The 22,815-nt window shown below is 40.9% G+C and carries 17 protein-coding genes and 1 other RNA gene; 9 read left to right on the plus strand and 9 right to left on the minus strand.

Annotated features, from left to right (window positions below; translation table 11 throughout):
* Positions 1 to 74: 74 nt before the first annotated feature.
* The 4 genes from IEZ33_RS08795 to IEZ33_RS08810 form a co-directional block, all read right to left on the minus strand.
* Positions 75 to 827, minus strand: coding sequence for a dienelactone hydrolase family protein (locus tag IEZ33_RS08795; protein ID WP_191603282.1), 753 nt, complete (start codon positions 825 to 827; stop codon positions 75 to 77).
* A gap of 96 nt (positions 828 to 923) precedes the next feature.
* Positions 924 to 1,556 (minus strand): ATP-binding cassette domain-containing protein, encoded by a 633-nt coding sequence (locus IEZ33_RS08800; protein ID WP_191603283.1) that lies wholly within the window; start codon positions 1,554 to 1,556, stop codon positions 924 to 926.
* Between the two features lie 12 nt (positions 1,557 to 1,568).
* Positions 1,569 to 3,266, minus strand: a complete 1,698-nt coding sequence (locus IEZ33_RS08805; RefSeq protein ID WP_191603284.1) for an ABC transporter permease — start codon at positions 3,264 to 3,266, stop codon at positions 1,569 to 1,571.
* A 41-nt stretch (positions 3,267 to 3,307) separates the two neighbouring features.
* Positions 3,308 to 4,498, minus strand: coding sequence for an ABC transporter substrate-binding protein (locus tag IEZ33_RS08810; RefSeq protein ID WP_191603285.1), 1,191 nt, complete (start codon positions 4,496 to 4,498; stop codon positions 3,308 to 3,310).
* Between the two features lie 185 nt (positions 4,499 to 4,683).
* Between IEZ33_RS08810 and IEZ33_RS08815 the strand changes: the two genes are divergently transcribed.
* The 3 genes from IEZ33_RS08815 to IEZ33_RS08825 are packed head-to-tail and all read left to right on the plus strand — an operon-like array spanning position 4,684 to position 9,132.
* Positions 4,684 to 5,829, plus strand: coding sequence for a succinylglutamate desuccinylase/aspartoacylase family protein (locus IEZ33_RS08815; RefSeq protein WP_191603286.1), 1,146 nt, complete (start codon positions 4,684 to 4,686; stop codon positions 5,827 to 5,829).
* Positions 5,816 to 8,119: an ATP-dependent helicase gene (locus tag IEZ33_RS08820; RefSeq protein ID WP_191603287.1), complete on the plus strand. Its 2,304-nt coding sequence runs from the start codon at positions 5,816 to 5,818 to the stop codon at positions 8,117 to 8,119. Before IEZ33_RS08815 ends, IEZ33_RS08820 begins: the two co-directional genes overlap by 14 nt.
* Positions 8,120 to 8,175: 56 nt before the next feature.
* On the plus strand, positions 8,176 to 9,132 hold the full coding sequence (locus IEZ33_RS08825; protein ID WP_191603288.1) for an isopenicillin N synthase family dioxygenase: 957 nt from the start codon (positions 8,176 to 8,178) through the stop codon (positions 9,130 to 9,132).
* Positions 9,133 to 9,207: 75 nt separating this feature from the next.
* On the opposite strand, the gene IEZ33_RS08830 is transcribed toward IEZ33_RS08825, so the two are convergent.
* The 4 genes from IEZ33_RS08830 to IEZ33_RS08845 form a co-directional block, all read right to left on the minus strand.
* On the minus strand, positions 9,208 to 9,981 hold the full coding sequence (locus tag IEZ33_RS08830) for a class II glutamine amidotransferase (protein WP_191603289.1): 774 nt from the start codon (positions 9,979 to 9,981) through the stop codon (positions 9,208 to 9,210).
* Positions 9,982 to 10,104: 123 nt separating this feature from the next.
* Positions 10,105 to 11,772 carry a methyl-accepting chemotaxis protein gene (locus IEZ33_RS08835; protein WP_191603290.1) on the minus strand — a complete coding sequence of 556 codons (1,668 nt, stop codon included), beginning with the start codon at positions 11,770 to 11,772 and terminating at the stop codon, positions 10,105 to 10,107.
* A 244-nt stretch (positions 11,773 to 12,016) separates the two neighbouring features.
* Positions 12,017 to 12,424 carry a phosphoribosyl-AMP cyclohydrolase gene (gene hisI / locus IEZ33_RS08840; RefSeq protein ID WP_191603291.1) on the minus strand — a complete coding sequence of 136 codons (408 nt, stop codon included), beginning with the start codon at positions 12,422 to 12,424 and terminating at the stop codon, positions 12,017 to 12,019.
* 15 nt (positions 12,425 to 12,439) lie between these two features.
* The gene (locus tag IEZ33_RS08845; RefSeq protein ID WP_191603292.1) at positions 12,440 to 13,300 is read right to left on the minus strand and encodes a 6-carboxytetrahydropterin synthase; all 861 of its coding nucleotides are present in this window, start codon (positions 13,298 to 13,300) and stop codon (positions 12,440 to 12,442) included.
* A gap of 196 nt (positions 13,301 to 13,496) precedes the next feature.
* On the opposite strand from IEZ33_RS08845, the gene ffs reads away from it, so the two are divergent.
* An RNA gene (ffs, locus tag IEZ33_RS08850) (signal recognition particle sRNA small type) lies at positions 13,497 to 13,593 on the plus strand.
* A gap of 159 nt (positions 13,594 to 13,752) precedes the next feature.
* On the opposite strand, the gene IEZ33_RS08855 is transcribed toward ffs, so the two are convergent.
* Complete coding sequence (locus tag IEZ33_RS08855) at positions 13,753 to 14,067, minus strand: hypothetical protein (protein ID WP_191603293.1); 315 nt, start codon at positions 14,065 to 14,067, stop codon at positions 13,753 to 13,755.
* Between the two features lie 603 nt (positions 14,068 to 14,670).
* Between IEZ33_RS08855 and IEZ33_RS08860 the strand changes: the two genes are divergently transcribed.
* The 5 genes from IEZ33_RS08860 (at position 14,671) to IEZ33_RS08880 (ending at position 22,815) form a co-directional block, all read left to right on the plus strand.
* On the plus strand, positions 14,671 to 15,540 hold the full coding sequence (locus IEZ33_RS08860) for a DUF4394 domain-containing protein (protein WP_240009672.1): 870 nt from the start codon (positions 14,671 to 14,673) through the stop codon (positions 15,538 to 15,540).
* Between the two features lie 414 nt (positions 15,541 to 15,954).
* Positions 15,955 to 17,205: an NAD(P)/FAD-dependent oxidoreductase gene (locus IEZ33_RS08865; RefSeq protein WP_191603294.1), complete on the plus strand. Its 1,251-nt coding sequence runs from the start codon at positions 15,955 to 15,957 to the stop codon at positions 17,203 to 17,205.
* 334 nt (positions 17,206 to 17,539) lie between these two features.
* The gene (locus IEZ33_RS08870; RefSeq protein WP_191603295.1) at positions 17,540 to 20,050 is read left to right on the plus strand and encodes a bifunctional diguanylate cyclase/phosphodiesterase; all 2,511 of its coding nucleotides are present in this window, start codon (positions 17,540 to 17,542) and stop codon (positions 20,048 to 20,050) included.
* 54 nt (positions 20,051 to 20,104) lie between these two features.
* A complete protein-coding gene (locus IEZ33_RS08875; protein WP_191603296.1) occupies positions 20,105 to 21,355 on the plus strand; it encodes an ABC transporter substrate-binding protein in 1,251 nt (416 codons plus the stop codon).
* Positions 21,356 to 21,516: 161 nt separating this feature from the next.
* Entirely contained in the window at positions 21,517 to 22,815 is a 1,299-nt protein-coding gene (locus tag IEZ33_RS08880) for a DEAD/DEAH box helicase (RefSeq protein ID WP_191603297.1), read from the plus strand.

Here is a 22,815-nt window from a genome sequence, read left to right on the forward strand (position 1 = left end):
TATTAAATAATAACGCCAGATTATCTCATTTGGCGTTATTATTCTCGATGAGAGCGTTCATCTTAAAACGTGTCTTAGTTTTGCGATGATTTTGAGAGTGTTTTTGAGAATAGACTGACGGCTAAGCGGTAACACTCTAATGCCAACGCAGGATCGTATCGATCTCCTTCATCCCGCATAAACGCATGTTGAGCATTAAATTCCAGCCAAGTAAAATTACGATCCGTATCGATTAATTGCTGATATATTTTTTGCCTGCCGGTTGTCGACACATGTGGATCTTGTTTGCCCCAAACACAGACGATTTCACCCTGAATATCTTTGGTTCGACTAAAAGAATCATTGCCTTCTTGACAAGGAATCGTGTTGGAATGTATGTCGGTTGCGTACAAACAAAATGCCGATTTAATTTCTGGGTTGAGAGCCGCGCGGTAGGCTAAATGTCCGCCAAGGCACACCCCCATACTACCAAATTGACCCGTGCAGTAGTCTTGTTTAGAGAAATAATCCATCATTGCTTGGGTGTCAGAGTCGTGAGCTTCTAACGTTTTAGTGAATTTGTCTGCATTTCCCTTTTCTTTACCAGCGTCATCGTAGCCAAGTACAGTACCAATAGGGTTTAACTCATGAAACACTTCTGGGACTATCACAATAAAACCATGCCCTGCCATAATACTGGCGGTGCGACCAATAGGCGCCGTTTGTTGGAAAATTTCTGAGTAAAAAATTATACATGGAAAAGCGCCACTTTCCTGAGGGCGATAGACAGTGCTGCGCATGACTCCTGTTGGTGTGTTTAAATCTACATCATGTTTTTGGATAATCATAAAGGCCTTATTTGAAATGAGACGGTTAAAACTGGAATTAAACGTGAGATTAGAGCGAAGGTCTAATGTTATTTCGCTCGATCTATTGCTTAGCGGTCATGAGCTGGTCAGTTGAATGCAGGTGCCGCCCATTTCTTTAGTATCTTCTTGATCATGGGTGACTAAAATAGTTGGCAGTTGAGCGCGTTGGATTTGTTCTAATACAAATGATCTCACGCCGTCACGCAATGTCTTGTCTAACTTACCAAATGGTTCATCTAATAATAGGTATTTAGGTTCTGATAATAACGTCCTCAACAAGGAAATACGCGCCTTTTGTCCACCTGATAGGCTCGAGGGTAAGTCGTAGGCTTTATCGACCAGATTAAATTCAGATAACCTCTCTAATGCCAGTTGGGACCTCTGTTTACTCTTGATACCTTCCGGGATAGCAAACAGTAAGTTTTCAAGATTGGTTAGGTGGGGGAACAAAAGTGATTCTTGATACAGTATTCCCACATTACGTCTTTCTATAGGTAAATGGCTAAGTTCTTGGTCATCTAGTTTTAAGCTGCCTGACGCTTGAAATGCAGGTGAAAGTGAGCCGGATAAATAGTCTAACAGAGTCGATTTACCACACCCACTTGGCCCCATAATACTCAGAACCTCACCTGGATTGACTAAAGCATTAAAATCGTTAAATAAGTGTTTTTCAGCAAGTTGGATCGTTATTTTTGTGAGTTTCAGCATAAGTGGGTGTCGTTAATTCGTGTCATTATTTAAAGTTTTTAATCGATAAAAGGCGATTTTCAATCGAAAGGGTGTCCAAACTTTAGGTAGCCAAATAGCCATTATAAATACAGACAATGGAAAAAATGCCTGTATAAGAGCCAATAAACTGACCAGCTTTCTTTCGCCCGAGGACGCGATAGTGACGGCTTCCGTTGTTAACGTATTAATCAGTCCATTACCAGCAATAAGCGTTGGTAAATACTGAGCCACACTGACAGAAAAACCAATGGCAAAAGCACTCAAAATTGGGGATGCGAGCATAGGAAGCTTGATTTGGATGAAGGTTTTGCAGGTCGAGCGTTTAAGGGCGCAAGCCTGTATGAAATAATCTTGGTTGTAATCTAAATAAGGGCCGTGAAGCGTTAAATACACGTAAGGTAACGTATAAAAAAGGTGCAACAGAATGACCGATATGTAATCGCCACTGAAACCTGATTTTATCAAGAATATTTGAATGCCAAATAAGAAGCCAACCTGCGGTAATAAGATGGGTAAATAAATTAATCGATCAAATAACGTTTTGCGGCCGACATTAATACGCTTCGATTCCAATAGCACCACGCTTATTATTAACGCCAATAAATTACTTACAATACCAATGAATAGAGTATTGGCACTTAAATCATAGACCAGACTGATGTGCCTATCTAAATTGCTGAGAGACCAAGAGCTAGGCAGTGTATTAGGGAATCGCCAGCGTTTGGCAAAAGACCAAATAAACAAAATGAGCAAGCTTAAAGCGACATTTAAAAGTAGGAAAAAATACAAAGAGCCTATTAATTTGAAGAGTTTTTTTGCGTAAGTCTGACGTGTCCCAGAAGTGGTCTTTTTCTTTGAATACAGGGTGAATAATTGATAACACGCTTCCCAGAGCATAAAAACAATCAGCACTAAAAATAATAAAAAGACAGCGCCAGCCGATGCCACAAATCGCTCGTTTAAATCGGATTCTTTAAACCATCTAAATAATGTCACAGCAAATGTTGATGGTGTGTTGGGACCAATGATTAACGCTAAATCCACCACCGTTAAGCTGAATGCCAGTACGACAAAAACGGGAAGACGTATTAAAGGGTAAATCATTGGGAAGAGTATTTTTTGCCAAACAGTGGATCGGCTGTACCCCATGCTCTGTCCAATTTTTAATGTATCGTCAGCTTTTATTTGGGTGAGGCACGCTAATATAATAAAAATTAAATAAGGCGTTTCTTTTACGATAAGAGCAAATATGAGGGATAAAGCGTATGGATCTTGTACCGTAATCCAGTTTGGCGGGCGATCAAACGAGGTAAAAAGACGAATTAACCAACCACTCGGGCTGAACAAAAAAAGTAACCCGATTGCCATCGCGGCGTGTGGTATGGCTAAGATAGGCGCTAAGCTTTTTTTCACAAGGGACAAGCCCCAGCTGTTATAAAATGCCGCGACGACTGAAAAGGCGATCAGTAAAGACGCTAAAGTGGCTAGGATACCGCTGAATAGAGTCAGTTGGAGGCTACTGACAAATTCAGGTGCCAAAAACAAATCCATCCATGGTTGAATGGAAACACGGTGAGCACCTAGAACAGGCAAATAATGAAATGCTGGCGCAACAATGCCGAGTACACCGACTATGATAAACAGCGCAATGCCCGCCATAATTGTGTTGCTGGCTAAACGTAATGTCATTGAAGTACCTTACGTAATATCAACAGCTAATACGCAAAAAATTATTTTGCATACCGTTGGCGCCATTCTTTTTCTAATGCCGGAACCCAGGAACTGTGTGGTTCAGGCACACTGTTATTTAACGCTTCCAGAGTTAATGTGGCTAAGCCTTTTGGTTGTGCGTCAAACAACAGTTGGTGCTCTCTTTCCATTTTTTCATAACTTAATACCGTTAGATCGCCCCAAACTTCACTATCTTGTTTTTTTAATTGGGCTTCTGGAGACAAAAAGTAGTTGGCAACCACTTGTGCGCCAGCGGTAGCCGGGGAGTTATTAGGAATGGCTAAAAAGTGGGTGTTACTGATGGTGCCTTGATCAAAAATATAAGAACGAACCGTTTTGGCTAAATTGCCTTTGCTGATTTGCACGGAGGCCGCCGAAGTATCAAAACTAAATGCTAAATCAATTTCTTGGTCGTCCAGTAAACGCATCATTTCATCTGCCCCTGATGGGAACGTTGTACCATTGCGCCACGCCACGGGGTGCAATTCGTCTAAATAATCCCATAATGGTGCTGTGGCGGCATTAAAATCAATTGTATCGACAGCTTGTGTTAATAGGTTTTTCTCTTTCATCAATTCATATAAAGCTTGTTTTAAAAAAGTTGTGCCGAGAAATTGTGGTGGCTCTGGATAAGTAACCCTCCCTGGGTGTGATTTCGCATAGACCAATAGGGAGGCAATAGATCGAGGTGGGTTAGGCAGTGTTTGAGTATCGTGAATAAAAACAACCTGCGCTTTCCCCCAAGGTGACTCCATACCGTCAACGGGCGTACCAAAATCCAGGGTTAGACTTTTGTTGGATGATTCATCGATGTATCGATAGTTAGGTAAATTAGTGCTAAAAGGGCCATAAAGAAAATCATTGTCTTTCAACGATCGAAAATTTTCACCATTCAGCCAGATTAAATCGACAGAACCATTACTCACATTTCCAGCGACTTTTTCAGCTAAAATACGTCCTATGGCATCGGCCGTATCAACCAGTTTGATTTGTTTTAGAGTGACGCCATACTGCTCTTGAATGTTTTGGCCAGCCCACTTAATGTAGTCATTAATGTTTTCGGAGCCTCCCCATGCATTAAAGTGCACTGTTTGGCCTTTGGCTTCGTTTAAGGTGGTTTGCCAATCGTTGGCGTGTACTGGATTTAAGCTTGCAGCGATTATAGAAAGTGCGAAGATTTGCTTCATCATATAGAAAACCGTTTTTACGTTAGAATTTGAATTCAAATAAAGTAACTCAATGTTATTTCAAGTATTATTTACTTAACAATACTGACTATGACGCTTTGTCAGGGAAAAAGTTCCCTAACATTACATAATACGCAACCTTCATAAAGCGTATCCCTATATTTAAGAGATATATTCAAGAGACGAGTATGCCTTATCAGATCATGACACACAATTTGCCTTCCGCAACGCCTGGAACCAGTAGGCTAATAAAAGCCCATCATTTTGGTAAGATAGGTGCTCGCCCTAAAGTGTACTTACAAGCGGGTCTTCATGCCGATGAGTGGCCGGGATTTTTAGTCTTGAATGCGCTCATAAAAAAACTAAAACAAGCTGAGCAAGAGGGGGCTATTTTAGGTGAGATTATAGTGGTACCCGTTGCCAACCCAATTGGTTTAGCGCAAAACTTTCATGGTTATATCCCTGGGCGTTTTGCCTTTAGTGATGGTGGCGGTAATTTTAATCGTAATTGGCCGCAGATTGCTGAAAAAGTAGAAAAAAAGATACGTCAAGATATCGATGGATCGCCTGAGCATAATACGGCATTGATACGTAAGGCTATCATGGAAGAGGTGATCAAGCTGCCTGAAAATACGGAGCTGCAAGGATTGCGCAAAACGTTGCTGCTTATGTCTATGGACGCCGATGACGTGTTGGATCTGCATTGTTCTGGTGAGTCTTGTATGCATGCGTATTTACCTCAAGAGTTTGAGGCGTATTTTAAGCCACTGTTAGTGCATCTAAAGGCGAAGCTCGGCTTATCTGAATTGGAAACAGGCGCGGCTTCTTTTGATGAAACAAACGTAGCCGTTTGGCGTCATTTAAAGAAAGATTTTGCCCATTTGGTTCCATGGGGGTGCCGCTCGCTTACCCTCGAGCTTAGAGGGGAAAATGACATCAGCAAAGAGATGGCAGAGGAAGATGCCGCTGGGTTATTTGCCTACTTGATTGATCGTAACGTCGTTAATGCTTTGCCGGTAGACCCGCCCCAATCAGAGCTCAGCTATTTCCCGTTAGATGCCATGGATCTTGTTAAAGCACCCTGTGCCGGCATTGTTTGTTATCACAAGAATATTGGAGATACAGTAGAAGAAGGCGAGGTAATTGGGGAAGTGGTTGACCTTATGAGCGATGACGTTGAGCAAAGCAGTCATCGGCTTATCTCCCGAACGAATGGTGTTTTATTTGCGCGTTTACAGCGGCGGTTAGTGATCTGTGGCGAGTCAATCGCTAAAATAGCGGGTAAAGAGCATTTAGCTTACAGAGAGATAGGAAACCTTTTTGAAGACAAATAACACCTCAACCTTTACGCATGAACAGCAACAGGTTATTCAGCATAATATAGCAACGCACGCCAAGGTAGTGGCGGTTGCTGGTGCGGGCAAAACCACTACTTTGATTGCGCGAATTGAATTTTTGTTGCAGCAGGGTGTGCCAATTCAAAAAATTGGCGTATTCATGTTCAATAAAAGTGCTCAAGAAGAGTTTTTGCAGCGCTTAACCTGTTACTTAAATGAACGTAGTTACCATCAAACCCCTCATGTTATGACGTTCCATAGCTTTGGTTTAAAACTGTGCCGACGCATGGAACAAGCTAATTTACTTTCGAGTGCCGATTTAATTACTGATGACTTTTCGCTGGTTCGTCTGATTCGAGAAGGCATGCAACAGTTGGTAAAAAAAGGTAAAAAAGTGTCCTTAATGGACGAAAAAGAGTGGTTAGAAGATGCCCTTATGTTTATCGATCATGTTAAGGCGGCGGCTGAAGATGCGCATTTAGTCTATAAGAAATCCAGTTTTAATTCTGATCGAGACTTTTTCCCAGATTTATATAACGCCATAGAAGGAATTCGAAAGCGACGTAACCAACGATTTTTTTCCGATTTAACACTCGATCCATTGGCCGCCATTGAGCAGGATGATTTAGCTGAACCTATCTTAATACAGGGATTGGTGCCGGATTATGACTATTTGTTAATTGATGAATTTCAGGACATTAATCCTTGTCAGTATCGGCTATTAAAAGCGCTATATAAACACAGTAAATGGATGATTGTTGGAGATGTTCAGCAGTGTATTTATGAGTGGCGTGGCGCCAATCCGCATATCATGTCAACCGAATTTGATGAAGATTTTCACCAGAGTGACACAACGAATAATAACGTTTCAAGCTATGCATTAAGCCAAAGTTTCCGTTTTGGACATCAAGTTGGTTTAATGGCATCGAATACTATTGATCGCAATAATGCAGAGAACCTGGTGATTGGTACAGGTAATACAACGGCCTTTTCTTTTGCTAAAAGTGAGAAGGCAGGGCAGGCGTTATTAACGGAATTAAAGCAGTGGGTCACTCAGGGAGAGCGGCTTGATGATGTGGCTGTATTGGTTCGTTTGTACAGTGACATGGTACCGGTTCAACTGGCCTTGATGCATAAAAATATTCCTTATCATTTGCATGGCGATTCACCACTGTTAGAGAATCGTCAAATCAGAATGCTGCTGGCCTACTTGGCGGTGATGGCAGAGGGTTTTGATAATCCCCAAAGGTTTCATAGTAAGCAAGATATTGATTATTTATTAACGGTACCGAGTCTGTCTCTCTCTATGAATGAAAGGCGTCAATTTTCACAGCGTTGCATGACATCCCCTCATTTGATCCCTCAATTGATTGAAGAGCTAAGTGACCAACAAGAGGGCTGGAAAGGTAAAAAATTACAGCAACGTTCAGATTGGTTAAGAAGTCTGGCTTTGTATCGGAATGACCCTGCTGGTGGTTTGCAACATACCATCGAAAAACTGGGCATTTATCGTTACTTTGAAAGTACCAGTAGTAAAGATATACAGGCTAAAGAAAAAATCGCTACCTGTGACGCTTTTATTGCTTATGTACGAGGAGTAGGGGGAACGGCCGATGATATTCTCGATCAATTATTGGCCTTGGCCAAATCGCCATCTGAAGAAGATCATAATCATGGTGTTCACCTTATGACGATTCATAAATCAAAAGGACTTGAGTTCGGTAAAGTCATTATGACTGGCTTACAGGAAGGGCGTTTCCCCTATTATGAAAAAGAAGTCGATTTAGCTCAGATTGAAGCTGAAAGACGGCTCTTTTATGTTGGGATTACTCGTGCAAAAAAACGCCTTGTATTTTTGCATCAACCAACAAAGTCAGAAAACAAGCTACTTTTGGAAGGGCGTTTATCAAATAAAAGAGTCACGACAGCTGGGCTCTCGCGTTTTGTTTTCGAATCTTGTCCTTTTATTGCTCAACAGGTGATTGAGGCCGAAGTCAAAATTGAGCAACATCAAGAGTTTGAAAACATTAAGATGGATAACCCCAAGGCAACACAACGCTATCTAGAAAGTGTTTCCTTTAAAAGTGCAAAAAAACTAAAAATTAACGTTCAAGAAGTGAGAACTTTGCAGGTGGGTGATCGTGTACGGCATGAAAAATTTGGCAGTGGTGTGGTATTAAACTTGGACCAAAAAGGCAATAAAATGATCATAATTGATTTTGATCTGGAGGGAGTGAAAACCTTTAATCCCAAGCACACCCGTTTATTGAAAGAAATGGCCACTTAAAGTTCACATGATAATATTGTTTATTTATGACAAGGTATTTAACTAGGGTGTAGCACATGAACACAATTCCTTTAATTGACTTTGAACGCTTGCAGCACGCTGATGCGGCATTACGTTCTACTGAAATTAGCAAGCTTGATCAAGCGTGTCGTGACGTTGGTTTCTTTTATTTGGTAAATACCTCCATTGACGCCTCTGAAATGGCTCAATTAATGGGCGCCGCGAAAACATTTTTTGCTTTACCTCAATCGGATAAAGAAGCCATTGATATTAAACACAGCCTTAATCACAGAGGCTATGGTAAAATTGGGGAAGAACAGCTTGATGAAATTAGCCAAGCTGATTGGAAAGAAACCTTCGATATGGCATTGGATTTCCCTATAGATCATGTGTTGGCGCAAACATACCCAAGTATGTATGGTCCCAATCAATACCCTTCTAAAGCCTCTATTGTAGAAGCGTTGCAGGATTATTATGTTTCTGCATTTAATGTGTCTATGGTCGTATTAACGTCGATGGCAAAGGCATTGGGTTTGGCTGAGGATTTTTTCATACAGTGCTTTAAAAATCATGTCACTGTATTGCGCATGATTCATTACCCACCGCGTCCTGGTGAATCTCATAACAATGGTGCGGGCGCTCATACTGATTATGGTTGCATTACTTTGCTACTGCAGGATGATATTGGTGGGTTGCAAGTAAAAAACCGTCAAGGGGACTGGGTTGATGCAACGCCAATTAAAGGATCCTTAGTGGTTAACATAGGAGACCTTATGCAACGTTGGACAAATGATCAATATGTTTCAACGGCCCACAGAGTCATTGCGCCGTTAAATGGCGTTCACCGTTATTCTTTCCCATTTTTTGTCGAACCTGATTATGAAACTCGTGTTGAGTGTGTGGAAACATGTCATTCTGCTGACGAGCCAGTTAAGTATGCTCCAATATTGAGCGGGGATTGGATTCAGTCACGTTTTGATGCAACCTACGCTTATCGAGAAAAGGAGAAATAATCTCAACCAGTAAGAGCGTCAATGAACACACAGCAATAGGTAAATTCTGTTGAAAGGTCTTACTGGTTGTTCCGTTTATTCGTCAAACAAAGTGGTGCTTTGAAATGGTTGGGTGGAGTCTAATACAGCAATGTGGCCTTCAGGAATAAGCGTCCAACCGTCCCCTGATAGCTCTATTGGTTCAGAACCAACAACCATGTAATCGCCAAACGATTTGCAATAGACAGTGGGTGGCAATTCGTCTGTAGAATAGCGAATAACGGTTAAGGTTTTTCCGTCGGATAAGCAGGATGCAAATCTTAACGGTTCTTCGATGTCGTGATCGTGCATTAGAGCGGCTATTTGCTTCATTGTCGTCGCAATAGCATGTTTGACGTTCTCTTCTAAGCCGTTGGCTAGCATGAGCAAGAAAATCAATTCCGAGTCCGTTGCCCCGCGTCGGTGCGAATACAAGTGCTCTGGAATCAATCTGTCTAAATGCCACCGGATTTTTTCATAGCCACCAATTTGGCCGTTGTGCATAAACAACCAGTTTTTATAACCAAAAGGGTGGCAGTTCGATCGGTTGGTTGCTGTGCCAGTTGAAGCTCTTACATGAGCAAAAAAGAGATTGCTGCGAATGTGTCTTGCAAGGCTCTTTAAGTTGCAATCACTCCAAGCAGGCATGACCTCATGATACAGACCAGGCTCGTCTCTTTCGTCGTACCAGCCAATACCAAACCCATCGGCATTAACCGTTACTTCCGACTTTCTAGCGCTTAAGCTTTGGTGGACAAGAGAATGTTCTGGTTCAAATAGCAAAGTTTCTATGTAAACGGGTATGCCTTTGTAGGCCATCCAGCGACACATAAAATGAGTTACTCCTAAACGATAAGGGCGATATTATTGATAGTAAGATTCAAGTTAATATGGCTAAACCAATACTAGAATGGAATAGCCATTTTTTAGCGTTAGCGTCACATTGTCTCGTGCTTAAATCTTGAAGTACTTTATTTTGTCAGATAACTGTTCGGCTAATTTATCCAATTCAGCAGACGAATCACTGATCAAATGAATAGATGCTGTTGTTTTATCAGCAATTTTACTAATATTGGTGATGTTGTGACTTACTTCTGAAGTGACTTGAGCCTGCTCTTCGGCCGTAGTAGAAATTAAATCGTTCATGCTGCGAATTTTGGAAACAGACTGATTGATATTGTCCAGTGATTGCTCCTCATGTTGCACTTGTTCAACAACACTGATGGATTTCTTGTGGCTGGAATCCATCGATTTTACGGCTTCAGTTGTGCCTGTTTGCAGCTGAGCTATCATTTTCTCAATTTCTTGTGTCGCATTTTGAGTATTCTGAGCCAATTGACGGACCTCATCGGCCACCACGGCGAACCCTCTGCCTTGTTCTCCGGCTCGAGCCGCTTCAATGGCCGCATTCAACGCTAATAAATTGGTTTGCTCGGCAATGCCCAGAATAACGTTTAATATATCGCTTATCTGATTTGTATTGGTTTGCAGTTCGTTCATTTTTTTCGCTGATTCTGACAAACCTTCCGCCAAGGTGTTGATTGATTTAATGGTACCAACAACAATTATACGTCCTTCTTCTGCCGCGACTTCGGCTTCTTGAGCCGCATTACTTGCATCGGTTGTTGATGAAGAAACATGCATTGCTGTTGATTGAATTTCTTCAATAGCGCGATTAATTTGTAAGGTTTCTGATTGTTGCTGATCCACCATGTCAGACGCATCCGCCGTGATCTCATTAAGACTGTGAGCGGCTTTTGTTAATTGGTTACTTGATTTAACAACATCTGAGAGAATTTCACTTAATTGAATCACCAGTTTGTTCATAGAGACTTCAAGCATGCCAATTTCATCTTTACGCTTTGTCTCAATAATGCCTTGACTGAGTTCGCCAGATGCGATGCTTTCCGCTCGAAGTACGGCTCGTTTCAAAGGGCCGCAAATGCCGCTTACTATGATTAAGCTAAAAATAAGGCCAACAATAATAAGAACAGACGACAGAACGATACTGGTTAGAGTAATTTGATCTTGTTTTAACCTTTGTTCTGCAAGGATGCTGGCATCGTACTCATTAAGAGATTGATTGATAAATTCCATCTGTGCGGATATTTCACTTAACACCGCTTGAGCTGCGCGGCGGCTTTTAGCCCCTTTAAAAGTATTGAGTTTGACCCAAAGCTCATAGGTTTGATTGGCCGCATTAAGGAAAGATTCTTGCTGAGTACTGAAGGTGTCGATGTGTTCCAGTAATGTGGTTAATTCTTTATTGTTAGGCATGATAGAAAGAACCTGACGAATACTTTCAAAACTGAGTTTAAGTTCCTGAGTGTATTCTGCAAACCTTTCGTGGGATTCCGATACTAGGGCGCTACCGGCGCCTTCTATGCTTTTTGCTAGGCTGACTTGAAAGAAACCGCGTTCAAACTCTACTGATTGATTAAGCAAAAGCTGACGACTGTTTTCAATATTCTTAACAAGCTCTAAACTATTGAATGACGCTTGGTTTAGATCGTTGATGATCGCTCGATTGGAAAGTGAAGTACTGGTTGTTAACACAATAATTGCAACCGAGAACATAACAACGAGTGACAGAATTTTAAAGCGCACAGAAAAATAGGACATATTGAGTCTCTTGGTAAGATTGATCTAAAAATTAACAAGCAATTATTAAGCCAATGTATTAATTTTAAGTGAATTACTCACTTTGCCAATTTAGTGTGTATTAGTGTAAACGTGAAAAAAACAAACGTCTATAAAGATATGAAATAGCAGGTTTTTTTATTACTTAAAAAAAGCCCTTTTAAGCAAGGGCTATAGGAAAAGTTAATGAGTGTTCTTAAATTTTTATGTCAAAGTGCCGTTAACTTCATGCCATAGGGTCGCTGTTGATGACAACATTGTTGGCACTTATCTCAAAAAAGAAGCAGTTTCGTCTGTTTGTGTGACAAGCGGCTCCAAGTTGATCGACCTTTAATAGAATGCAATCACCATCACAATCAAATGATATGGACACCAGCTTTTGCCTATGACCAGAACTTTCACCTTTGCGCCAGTAAGTTTGCCTAGAACGTGACCAATAGCAAACTTGCCCTGTTTCCAGCGTTTCTCTAATGGATTTTTTATTCATGTAGGCATACATTAAAACTTCGCCAGTATCATGCTGCTGAGCTATAGCACCGATCAAACCGTTCTCGTCCAACTTCAAATTAGCGAAAATGTCTTCTAGAGCAATTTCGCTGCCTTTATCTAAACTTTCGTATTGCTTTAAACTCATGTGAACTTAGCCTTATTAATTTGTCGTTGTCTTGCTAACAATAGCGCCTTTACCAATGCCTTCAAATGCATGCACTTCAATTTCCTGGCCTCGGTTTTCTTTTGCAAGCACTGTTGCAATATGATCCGCCAATAGTTCAACGGTGGTATCGGTCTCTATTAAATAGACGGCTTTCTCATTGATACTGAGATCGAACTGACCTTGGTTGCTCACATAGGAAAATTGGGTAAACCGGTAGCCATCCATTTCTTCAACATCGATCACATCTTCTGTTGTTCCTAAATAGATGTCCTTCCAGCGCGAAGCCCAATCCGCTTCTAGTTCATTTGAACGAATGCCGTTTTTATAAATTTCAATCGTAGAGCGGTGTCCATGGGCGATGCGTTGACAATTACCATCGTGCTTTTTTAAACCATGAGTGTAATGGTATTGTGCACCTTCATTTTTTTCAGGGTAAAAGCGGACGGTTAGGCCTGACAGATCAGCCGGTAATAGCGCTACTATTTGTGACTCAACCCATTTGGCTGTATTGCTTGGGGTAATCGATTCAAACGGCAATAAGCAAAACGCTTGATGGGGTGCCACACAATCAAATTTATGGCCATGTTCACCCTTAAATTTAAAATGCGTACGCTCATCGTATTCTTTGAACGAGACAAGAGGGTGGTCCGCCGGGATGGCAAGAGTATGATCAATATGATCATCCAACCATTTTTTAATCATTTTCTTGACGATACTAAAATCACACACCATACCCTCGTCATTTAATTTTCCTTCTAAAATCACATCGGTATGCCAACTCTCGCCAACAACGCCACGTATGGCATCATAATAGGAAAAATCGACATGGGTAAGGTTTTTAACAAATAGCTTCACGTGCACTTAACTCCAGTTAAAATCATTAGGCGTATCTTACCGTAAAGCCTAAAGACAGTATCTAACCAGAAAGTTAAAAAAATAAATTTATCGTTTTGTCGTAAGTAATTGAACAAGCTTAGCTTTATGGGTTGTATTTATTAAAAAGCTACGTATAATAAGCCCCAAGATCAAGCGATCTCCTCTATGGTGTCTCTGCTGGTCCCTTCGCAACAATAATTCGTTAATCTGGTCAGGTCCGGAAGGAAGCAGCCACAGCGGACGATTTGTGTGCCGAAGTGCGGCTGGTGGAGATGCCTCTCTAAATTTATTTAGAAATTCTCATTATCCTCATGCTTTTCTTATATGCACTTCACATAAAAACATCAATGTGTCTATTTCTCTAAGATTCAACGCGATAAAACGATTAAACAACACCTGAATTCCTTAGAAAATAAAAAAACTTCGCTTTTTCACCTTGCGTCACTGTTGTCGCCAGCACCGGAAAAAAGGTTTTTTTGTCTCTTATCAGGCGCTCTTAATGTTGAACAACCTAATGTTGTAGCATGCATTTGTTGTAAGTCGGGATTCATCCCGACAGGGTTCTTTAGAATCAGGCCCTCCATCTTGGAACCTAAAAATCCAACCACAGAGCGATAGAAAGTAAAACGTAAAAAATACGAAGGATTTTCAAGCGTACCTTCGTTAAGAGTACAAAAAAAACCGCGATATAAACAGGGACGTCGCCAATCTTGAAAAAGCAAATTCCCTATAAATAAAGCGGCCATTCATCAGACAGTTATAGCTATGGCTTTGCCACTGTATATCCGCTTAGTATCTTTTCAGGAAGCATTCCTTCATATACCCATGTACGCGAAATGATTGCCACTGATTTTAATAATGATGGATATCAAAGTGTATTGGTTGCGAACACCGGTTACAATTTGCAACCATATCCGGGTCAAAATAACTCCATGCTCAGTAATGACGGAACAGGTTTATTAGTCGAGCAAAAAGGTGATACGGTGAAGATTCTTTAACTGGAAAAGCTTTCAACACCGTCGTGGATGGATTGAGGTACTGGTACTCATTACATAAAGGACGTTATTCACTCAACGCAATGTGCGTGGCGATACTATGCCGAATTGGGTCATTGAATTAGCAGAAAGATTGGCGAAAGCGTATCGATAAAGATTGTCTAATAACAGTTGCATAGGGGGGGATTTTGGGAAGGGCACTTTAAGTCTCAGGCCATAGTTTTTTATAGCCAAGAAAAAAAGTTTTAAAAAATTACGTTTATTTGAAACTTTTTTTAAAAAGATGAGTATCTCTTTATGAGCCGCCCAAATGGGTGACACCTTGTTTACTTACGCAACTCATATAGGTTTATTATGAAAAAGACTATTTTTGCCGCCACAACCGCTTTCGCTATTTCTGCATGTTCAACTAACTTTTATGGAACATCAGACCAGCATGACCATACTTCCGCATACGCTCTTGCTAACAACGGCACGACCTTGATTACAATGGGGTCTATCATGTCTCCAGATAAAATGGCCTCCGTCACTTTAAGTCGTAAGCTTGATGCCGTGGCTTATCGCCCAGTTACTGGCGAGTTGTTGGGCTATTCCAACGGCGCGGTGTATTCTGTGAATACTAAGACAGGCAAACTAACCGATCTTGGTGCTAGCTTCTCAAAAGGGGCCATGATATCAAAGAATGCGTCAGCAACCGCGATGGATTTTAATAACAAAATCGATGCCGTTCGTATGGTGGGTTCTGACGGTACAAACCTGGTGTATTTCCCAATCGGTTTTGGTAACGAAGATAAGCGTGCCAATTCAGTATTAAAATTCACCTCAACATTCTATGCAAAAGACGACATCAGCGAAGGCGCGAAGCCTGAGATTTTTGCCAACGCGTACACGAACGCCATTGCCGGTGCAAAAGCGTCGAGCACTTTTCAGTTTGCGCTAGACAGTAAAACAGATTCCTTGGTCAGCCTTGCGAATAATGCAGGCGAATTAACAACAGTCGCTAAGATCACAGTTAATGGCAAGGCCGTTGATGTATCATCGATGGGTGGGTTTGATATTGTTTCTACCGAAGAAGGTTCTGACGCCGCTTACGCTGTATTACAACTTGAAGGTGACGCAACAGCCGGTCTTTATTCTATGAACCTTACGACAGGTGCCGCTACATTAATGGCAAGCTTACCAATGGGCGGCTTTAGTGGGTTTGCGGTCTCAGGCGGCCAATAATGACCAAGGGTGTTTTATTTAAGTAAAAAGAAAGAATCAAAGGCAATCTAGTAATAGATTGCCTTTTTCTCGTTAGCCCATTAATAAGAAATAACATCAGACATAATACATCACCCATCACTTCATTGATGTTTCTTTCGCTACCGTTATTGGGTGATAAGAGTCGTTAAAGTGATTAAGGAAAGTGTTTTGGCGTTCTTATTGTGGTTGATTAGTTCCTCGCTTTGATTAAAGGATGAAAGTTGTGTTTTTTTGTTATTTTCCTTAACAATGGGTGCCTTAAGACTTTCCTTTTTCCTTTTTCCTTTTTCCTTTTTCCTTTTTGAAATTGACATGAGTATTGCCGGCAGATTAGTTTAGTCAGTCTTGGTTTTTATATATGAACATAGACGTTTTGGTGAATAAGGGTATGTTATGGATTACGAAGTCATTGTTATTGGTGCTGGGATGGTCGGTACTTCCATTGCTTGGCATCTTCAGAAAAAGAAATCTCACGTTCTACTAATAGATAAAAAGCGTCCAGGGTCAGAAACATCTTATGGCAATGCTGGGATAATTCAGAGAGAAGCGATCCATGTACACCCTTTTCCAAAACAGCCGCTGGAATTATTAAAACTATTACCCAATAACCACACCAGTATTCGCTATCGTTGGCCCGCCGTTCTACATTATCGAAAAGAGCTACTCAAGTATTGGCAGTTCTCATCACATCATGCGGTTCAAAAAATAGAAAAAGAATGGCAAACGCTGATTATGCACTGCACAAGTGAACATCAAAAAATGATCACAGCGGCTAATATTGAGCCTCTCATTAAGCGCGATGGTTGGCTTGAAATACACAGAACGGAGGCAAAATTTAACGCGGCCATTGCACGTGCTAAGCAAAGTAATGATCTCGGTGTGGAACACAAAGTGCTTTCTTTGGAGGCGTTGCATATTCTAGAGCCTGACTGCAATTTTAACGGCGTAGTTGGCGCAATTCATTGGTTAAATTCCTGGCGGGTCTCAAACCCGGGTGCATTGGTTAATGCTTATGCTGAAAGCTTTCAAGATATAGGGGGAGAGTTAAGCGAGAGCGGAGTACATAAAATTGCGTCCAAAGGCGATGGATGGGAAGTCACGACGAATAGCGGTATTTTTTATAGCCAACATTTGGTGGTCGCGGCGGGCCCTTGGTCAAATGAACTGATTAACTCCCTAGGTTATGATTTTCCTTTATTTCCAATGCGCGGTTATCACCAACATTTTAAAGCGCTTAAAGAAAGTGGCATCAGTCACAGTATGGTCGATATTGATAAAGGTTTTGTCATGGGTCCTATGCAGCAGGGCATTCGTATAACTACAGGGGCTGAAATAACCTTGATGGATGCCGAAAAAAATCTAGGGCAATTATCGGATGTGTTGGCTTTTGCCCAAAAAGTAATCCCTTTAAGTGCCAAGGTTGACAGTGAGCCATGGTGTGGTTCTAGACCTTGTATGCCAGATATGAAACCGGTAATTGGAGCGGCCCATAAACATGATAATTTATGGTTTGCTTTTGGGCACGGTCATCAAGGTTTCACATTGGGGCCGATTACTGGGCGCATTATTGAGGAGTTAATTCATCAGAAAACGCCACTTGTTGATGTGGCCCCATTTAGTTCTCATCGATTTGGTAATCACTAAATATGCGATGACCTACCTGATTCCGTACTTTCTAATGTGAAAAGTCAACATTTTCTAATCTGAAAATTCGGCAGATATGCTGTTTATGGTTTATGCTTTTTAAGCAGCTAATTAGTCTAGTTCAACTAGACTAATAGTCCAAGGCCATTCTAAGTGACAATTGCTGAGTACGATTGCCATTTTATTTACTGGCCACATAGCATTTACTCGGTTTTAGACAGTCTATTTCATGTCATATTTGTGGCGCAATGGAGATGGGCGTTGTCATGTTTTAGTATTTTTTCTTTTAGGATTTTCCTTATTTAATAGCGAATTATTTTTTAAGCAGGTTTTAATGGCATCACTTGATAATAAACAGTTACTGAACTTGATTCGCTATGCTCCTGTCGTTGTGGTTTTTGTGTTTGCTTTAGCAGTGAGTTTTATTGCTATTCATAATCACCGTGAACTGGCGTCGCAGAGTATTAAAAATCTTCGTGAAGAACTTATCCTCCAGCGTAAAGAGACGATTCGCTCAGAAGTTCATCAAGTTTATAAACACCTCATGCTTGAAAAATCCCAGATTGAAAGTGACTTGAAAGAGAAAGCAAAACAACGTGTTTATGAAGCTTACAGTATCGCGAATTATATCTATGCGCAAAATATTGATAAGTCTAAAGAGGAAATCAGTCAACTTATTATCGAAGCTCTGAGGCCCGCTCGATTTTTTAATGAAAGAGGGTATTTTTTTATTATCAATGATGATGGTAACACGGTGTTGAATGGACAAAATGCTTACTTAGAAAATCAAAATACTTGGTATATTCAAGACTCAGCTGGCAATTTCATTATGAGGGATATGCTGGAAGTGACTAAGAATAACGATGAGGGTTTTCTCCGTTGGCGGTTTAAAAAACCTGACTCAGTGGATAACAGGGAGTTTGATAAAGTCGGATATATTAAAAAATTTGAGCCTTATAACTGGTCCATTGCTACTGGCGAATATGTGAGTGATTATGAATCCGATGTGAAGCAAGAACTGTTAAAGGGCTTTTCTGATTATGAATATGGGGACGATGGGTACTTTTTTGTACTAGACAGCCTAAGTGGCACTTTATTAGCACAGCACGATAATGACTTTCTGGGTCTCGACTTTATCATTGGTGAAAAAATTCCAAAGGCATTGTTTCTTGATTTTAAGAGCATAATTAGTAATGGAGGAGGCTATGTTCGTTATTCAAAGCCCCTTACCTTAAGTGGGGAAGTGGTGCTTGAGCAGGAGAATTATGTCAAAGAAGTAAAGGAATGGAACTGGATTATTGCGACTGGATTCAGCCTTAAAGCTTTTGAAAGGCATTTAAGCTTAAAAGAAGCGCAATTGGCAACGTTAAATCAAAAAAGTTTGGTCTATTTAGTCGCCTTGGCTTTCGTTGCCTTGTTTTTGTTGACGGTAACGTCTTTGTTTGTTGGTGGTCTGATTGCTCGACGATTTGAAATGTTCCAAAGCAGAATTAAGGATGACTTTCAGGAATTAAATAATACTAAAAATAATATGGAATACATGGCACTGCATGATGCATTAACAGGACTGCCAAACCGAGTATTAATGTTGCGGTACATTAAAGAGAATATAGAAAAATCCGAGGCTAGCGAAGAGATGCTAGCCGTTCTGTTTGTGGATTTGGATAATTTTAAAAATGTTAATGATTTGTATGGCCATCATGTCGGAGATTTGCTGTTAGCAAGTGTTAGTCAAAGGTTTACTACTCTGGTGCATGATGATTGTTGTGTATTTCGATTTGGTGGAGATGAATTCGTATTCTGTTTTACGAAATTGAGCCGTAAAAAAGATGCCGAAGAAAAAGTTAAGTTGGTTCAGGCCTCGATGATGGCGCCAATCTTTATAGAGGGTAAAACGCTTTACTTGGGTTGCAGTATTGGAGTGTCTTTGTATCCTGATGATAGCCGCAATGCCGATGCATTGATTCGTCAAGCGGATACAGTACTTTATAAATCAAAATCAGAAAAAAAAGGGCAAGCTCTATTTTACAGTAATCATATCAGTGTTCAAATGGAGAGAAAAATGCTGGTTCAACAGGAGCTGGCTCTTGCTATTGATTGTGGTGAACTTACGGTGCATTACCAGCCTCAAATAGATGTTGTCACTGGTAAAGTGGTCAGTGTAGAGGCCTTAGTAAGATGGGGGCATGCGAATTTAGGTAATATTTACCCTGATGAGTTTATTCCTATCGCCGAAGAAACTGGAATGATACATAAACTCGATATGTATGTATTTAAACGGTCTTGTGAAGATATTTTTAGGCTTTCTCCTAATGGAAAAGAATCACTGAAATTGTCTGTTAACATATCACCCACTCAGCTACTAGAGCAGGACTTCTCTTCTCATATATTTGGTATTTGCAAAAGCGTTGGTATTGATACTAAACGTATTACACTTGAGTTGACGGAAAATATTTTTATTCATGGACTGGAGATCGTACAACCTGTTTTAAGTCAGTTAAGAGGGTGGGGGTTCGGCTTTTCTTTAGACGATTTTGGGACTGGCTATTCATCACTGAGTTATCTAAACAGTTTATCGCTTACAGAAATTAAAATTGACCGTTCTTTTATTAGTAAATTTTTAGAAAATCATCAAAGTGACATGCTGGTACGCATGATTATTGGTATTGGTGGCTCTTGTGATTTAACTGTTGTTGCGGAAGGTGTGGAGACAGCGGGTCAATTTCACAAATTGAGCGGCTATCATTGTGATCTAGTACAAGGTTATTATTTTTATCGCCCTTTAACATTAAGTGGTTTGTCTGAGGTGGTTTTAACGGGTTCAAGCATGAGTGCCAGTAACTAGCATTGGATGTTTTGTCTTTTATTTGAGTGTAGATTAATAGGAGGGAGCTAATTTATGAAACTGACGTGGACACCATTGATAATAATTAGTTTCTTTTTTTGTCAGCCATCTTATGCTCGACAGGACATTGCGCTTTGGCGTCATGCCGCAAGTGAAATTGAAATGCAGTCGTCGTTAGGCGCAATAAAACGATTCAACATGAGTCAAGATAGGTGGAGGATTGTCCCGGATTTCATTCCTGAAACAGCTTATGCCTTATCTATAAAAGCGGCCGCTCAAGCCGAGATTCTTCCATGTATAATAGAAATTGACCAACCTACCGTTCCTAATTTTGCTTGGAACAGCTTTATAAGGCCGTTAGATGAAATGGCAGGTGATGTCTTTGACTCAATAAATCCACCTGGAAAAGGGGTCTATCAAGGAAAAGTCTATTCTGTTGGCGCTCATGATGTCTCACTAGCGCTTTTTACAACCAAATCGCTTATGAAAGACGTTGGTGTTCGTTACCCTACTATTGCGAAACCGTGGGATAAAAATGAGTTTATGGCTTTTTTAGATGCAGTCAAAGAAACGGGTAATTTTACTTACCCATTTGATATGCAGTCTCATAATAGAACGGAATGGATCCCCTATGCTTGGGGGGCCTTGATGATGTCATGGGGAGCCGATTTCATTGATCGCCGTGATTACCTAACCGTAGACGGTGTCCTGAATTCAAAAGAAGCGATTCAATTCGGTGAATGGATTCAGCACCTTGTGAATGAGGAATATATTAATGCATCCCCTGAAAATAGTACGGCATTTATTGATGGTGATATAGGTATCCAATATGGTGGTTCATGGGCGTTAAGTGATTATTTTGGTGCTTATAAAGACGATTTAGCTATCTTGCCGTTACCGGATTTCGGTCATGGTACAGTCAGTGGCGGCGGTAGTTGGCACTGGGCTATTACTCAAACATGTCGATACCCAGAAGCGGCAACAGAAATACTAGAATTTTTTGTGTCCTCTAATGAACAGTCTATTATGTCTGCAGAAATTTCGGGACTGTTTCCCACAAGCAGTCACGCCGCTGAGGCGACCGAAGATTATTCTAAAGAAGGTAAATGGCGTATATTGTTTGAGTTCTCTAAGGCATTTGCTTTGTTAAGGCCTGCAACCCCAGCTTATATTGAAATTGCTTCCAACTATAGAAAAGCCATGATTAATATTTTAAATGGTATGCCTCCAGAGTTGGCATTGGGGATGGCTGTAGATAGCATAAATGTTGCTTTTGAACGTAATCAAAATTATCGCCAACCCTAAATTTACAATAGGGAATAAACACCAATAGGCTACCCATTGAGTGTTTTCCCAGTACTATTAAAACCGTACTTCTTTGTTAAGTCTGTACGTGTCTCAATAATGGCGTGATAAGGTTAATTGAGGTAATCTACACAAAAAATAGCCTACTACGCGAGTCATTCATGAGTTTTTCTTCACTTCAGTTACACCCTACCTTGCTTAATACTCTTGCTTGTTTAGGTTATGAAACCCCGACCCCGATTCAGAAACAAGCCATTCCGTTAATATTGTCTGGAAGAGATATTGTTGCGGCGGCGCAAACGGGGACCGGAAAAACGGCCGCGTTTTGCTTGCCTTTATTGCAGTCCCTAACAGAAGGTAAGCGTGGCCCTGCGCATTCTGTACGTTGTTTGATTTTAGCGCCAACACGTGAACTTGCCGCGCAAATTGGTGGCAGTGTGCGTACTTACAGTAAAGATTTAAATTTACGTAGTCAGACCGTCTATGGTGGTGTTCAGGTTTACCCTCAGATAAATGGTTTAAAGCGAGGTGCTGATATATTGGTGGCTACACCTGGGCGCCTGATGGATTTGGTACAACAAGAAGCGGTTAACTTCTCTCATTTAGAGTCTCTAGTGTTGGATGAAGCGGATCGGATGTTGGATTTAGGCTTTGAGAAGTCGTTGAATGAATTATTAACTCTTATTCCTAAGCATCGTCAAACATTGATGTTTTCCGCCACTTATTCTGAACACATTAGAAAGCTAGCGAAAATGTGGCTATCCAACCCAGTGGAGGTAGCCATTAGTAAAGGTAACCAAGTTGCCATTACGGTTCGTCATCAATTATATCCTGTAGATAAAGCGCGTAAAGGAGAGTTACTGGCTGATCTACTTGAGAGACAGCACTGGGAGCAAGCGTTGATTTTTGCTAAGACTAAGCGAGGAGCGGATGAGGTAACAGAGCGGCTAGCGTCGCAGGGATTCAATGTGGCCGCGATTCATGGTGATAAATCACAGCCTGTTCGCCTTAGTACATTGGATGCATTTAAGTCCGGTAAGTTATCTTATTTGGTTGCAACGGACATTGCGGCTCGAGGCCTGGATATCCAAAGTCTTCCAGTGGTTATTAATTTGGATTTACCGCACGTAGCAGAAGACTATATTCATAGGATTGGACGGACTGGTAGAGCAGGGCAAGAGGGAAGGGCCGTTTCATTAGTGTGTGCTGATGAGTTTGATGCATTGCAAGCCATAGAAGCGCTTCTTAAAACGCGTATTATTCGTAAAGAAATGGCTGGTTTTGAGCCTGATCATCGTGTGCCTGACTCACATCCTAGATCCCAAAAAAAATCGATTAAGTCATCAAGTTCTAATAAATCTAAAAAGGATAAATCAAAAAATATTGAGCCAAAACCTGATGTAACCCAGGGTCCTGGCCTTCGAACGAGCCCTTTTGCCAAATTAACGACAAAAAAGTAG

Source organism: Marinomonas algicola, from assembly GCF_014805825.1.
Taxonomy (GTDB): Bacteria; Pseudomonadota; Gammaproteobacteria; order Pseudomonadales; family Marinomonadaceae; genus Marinomonas; species Marinomonas algicola.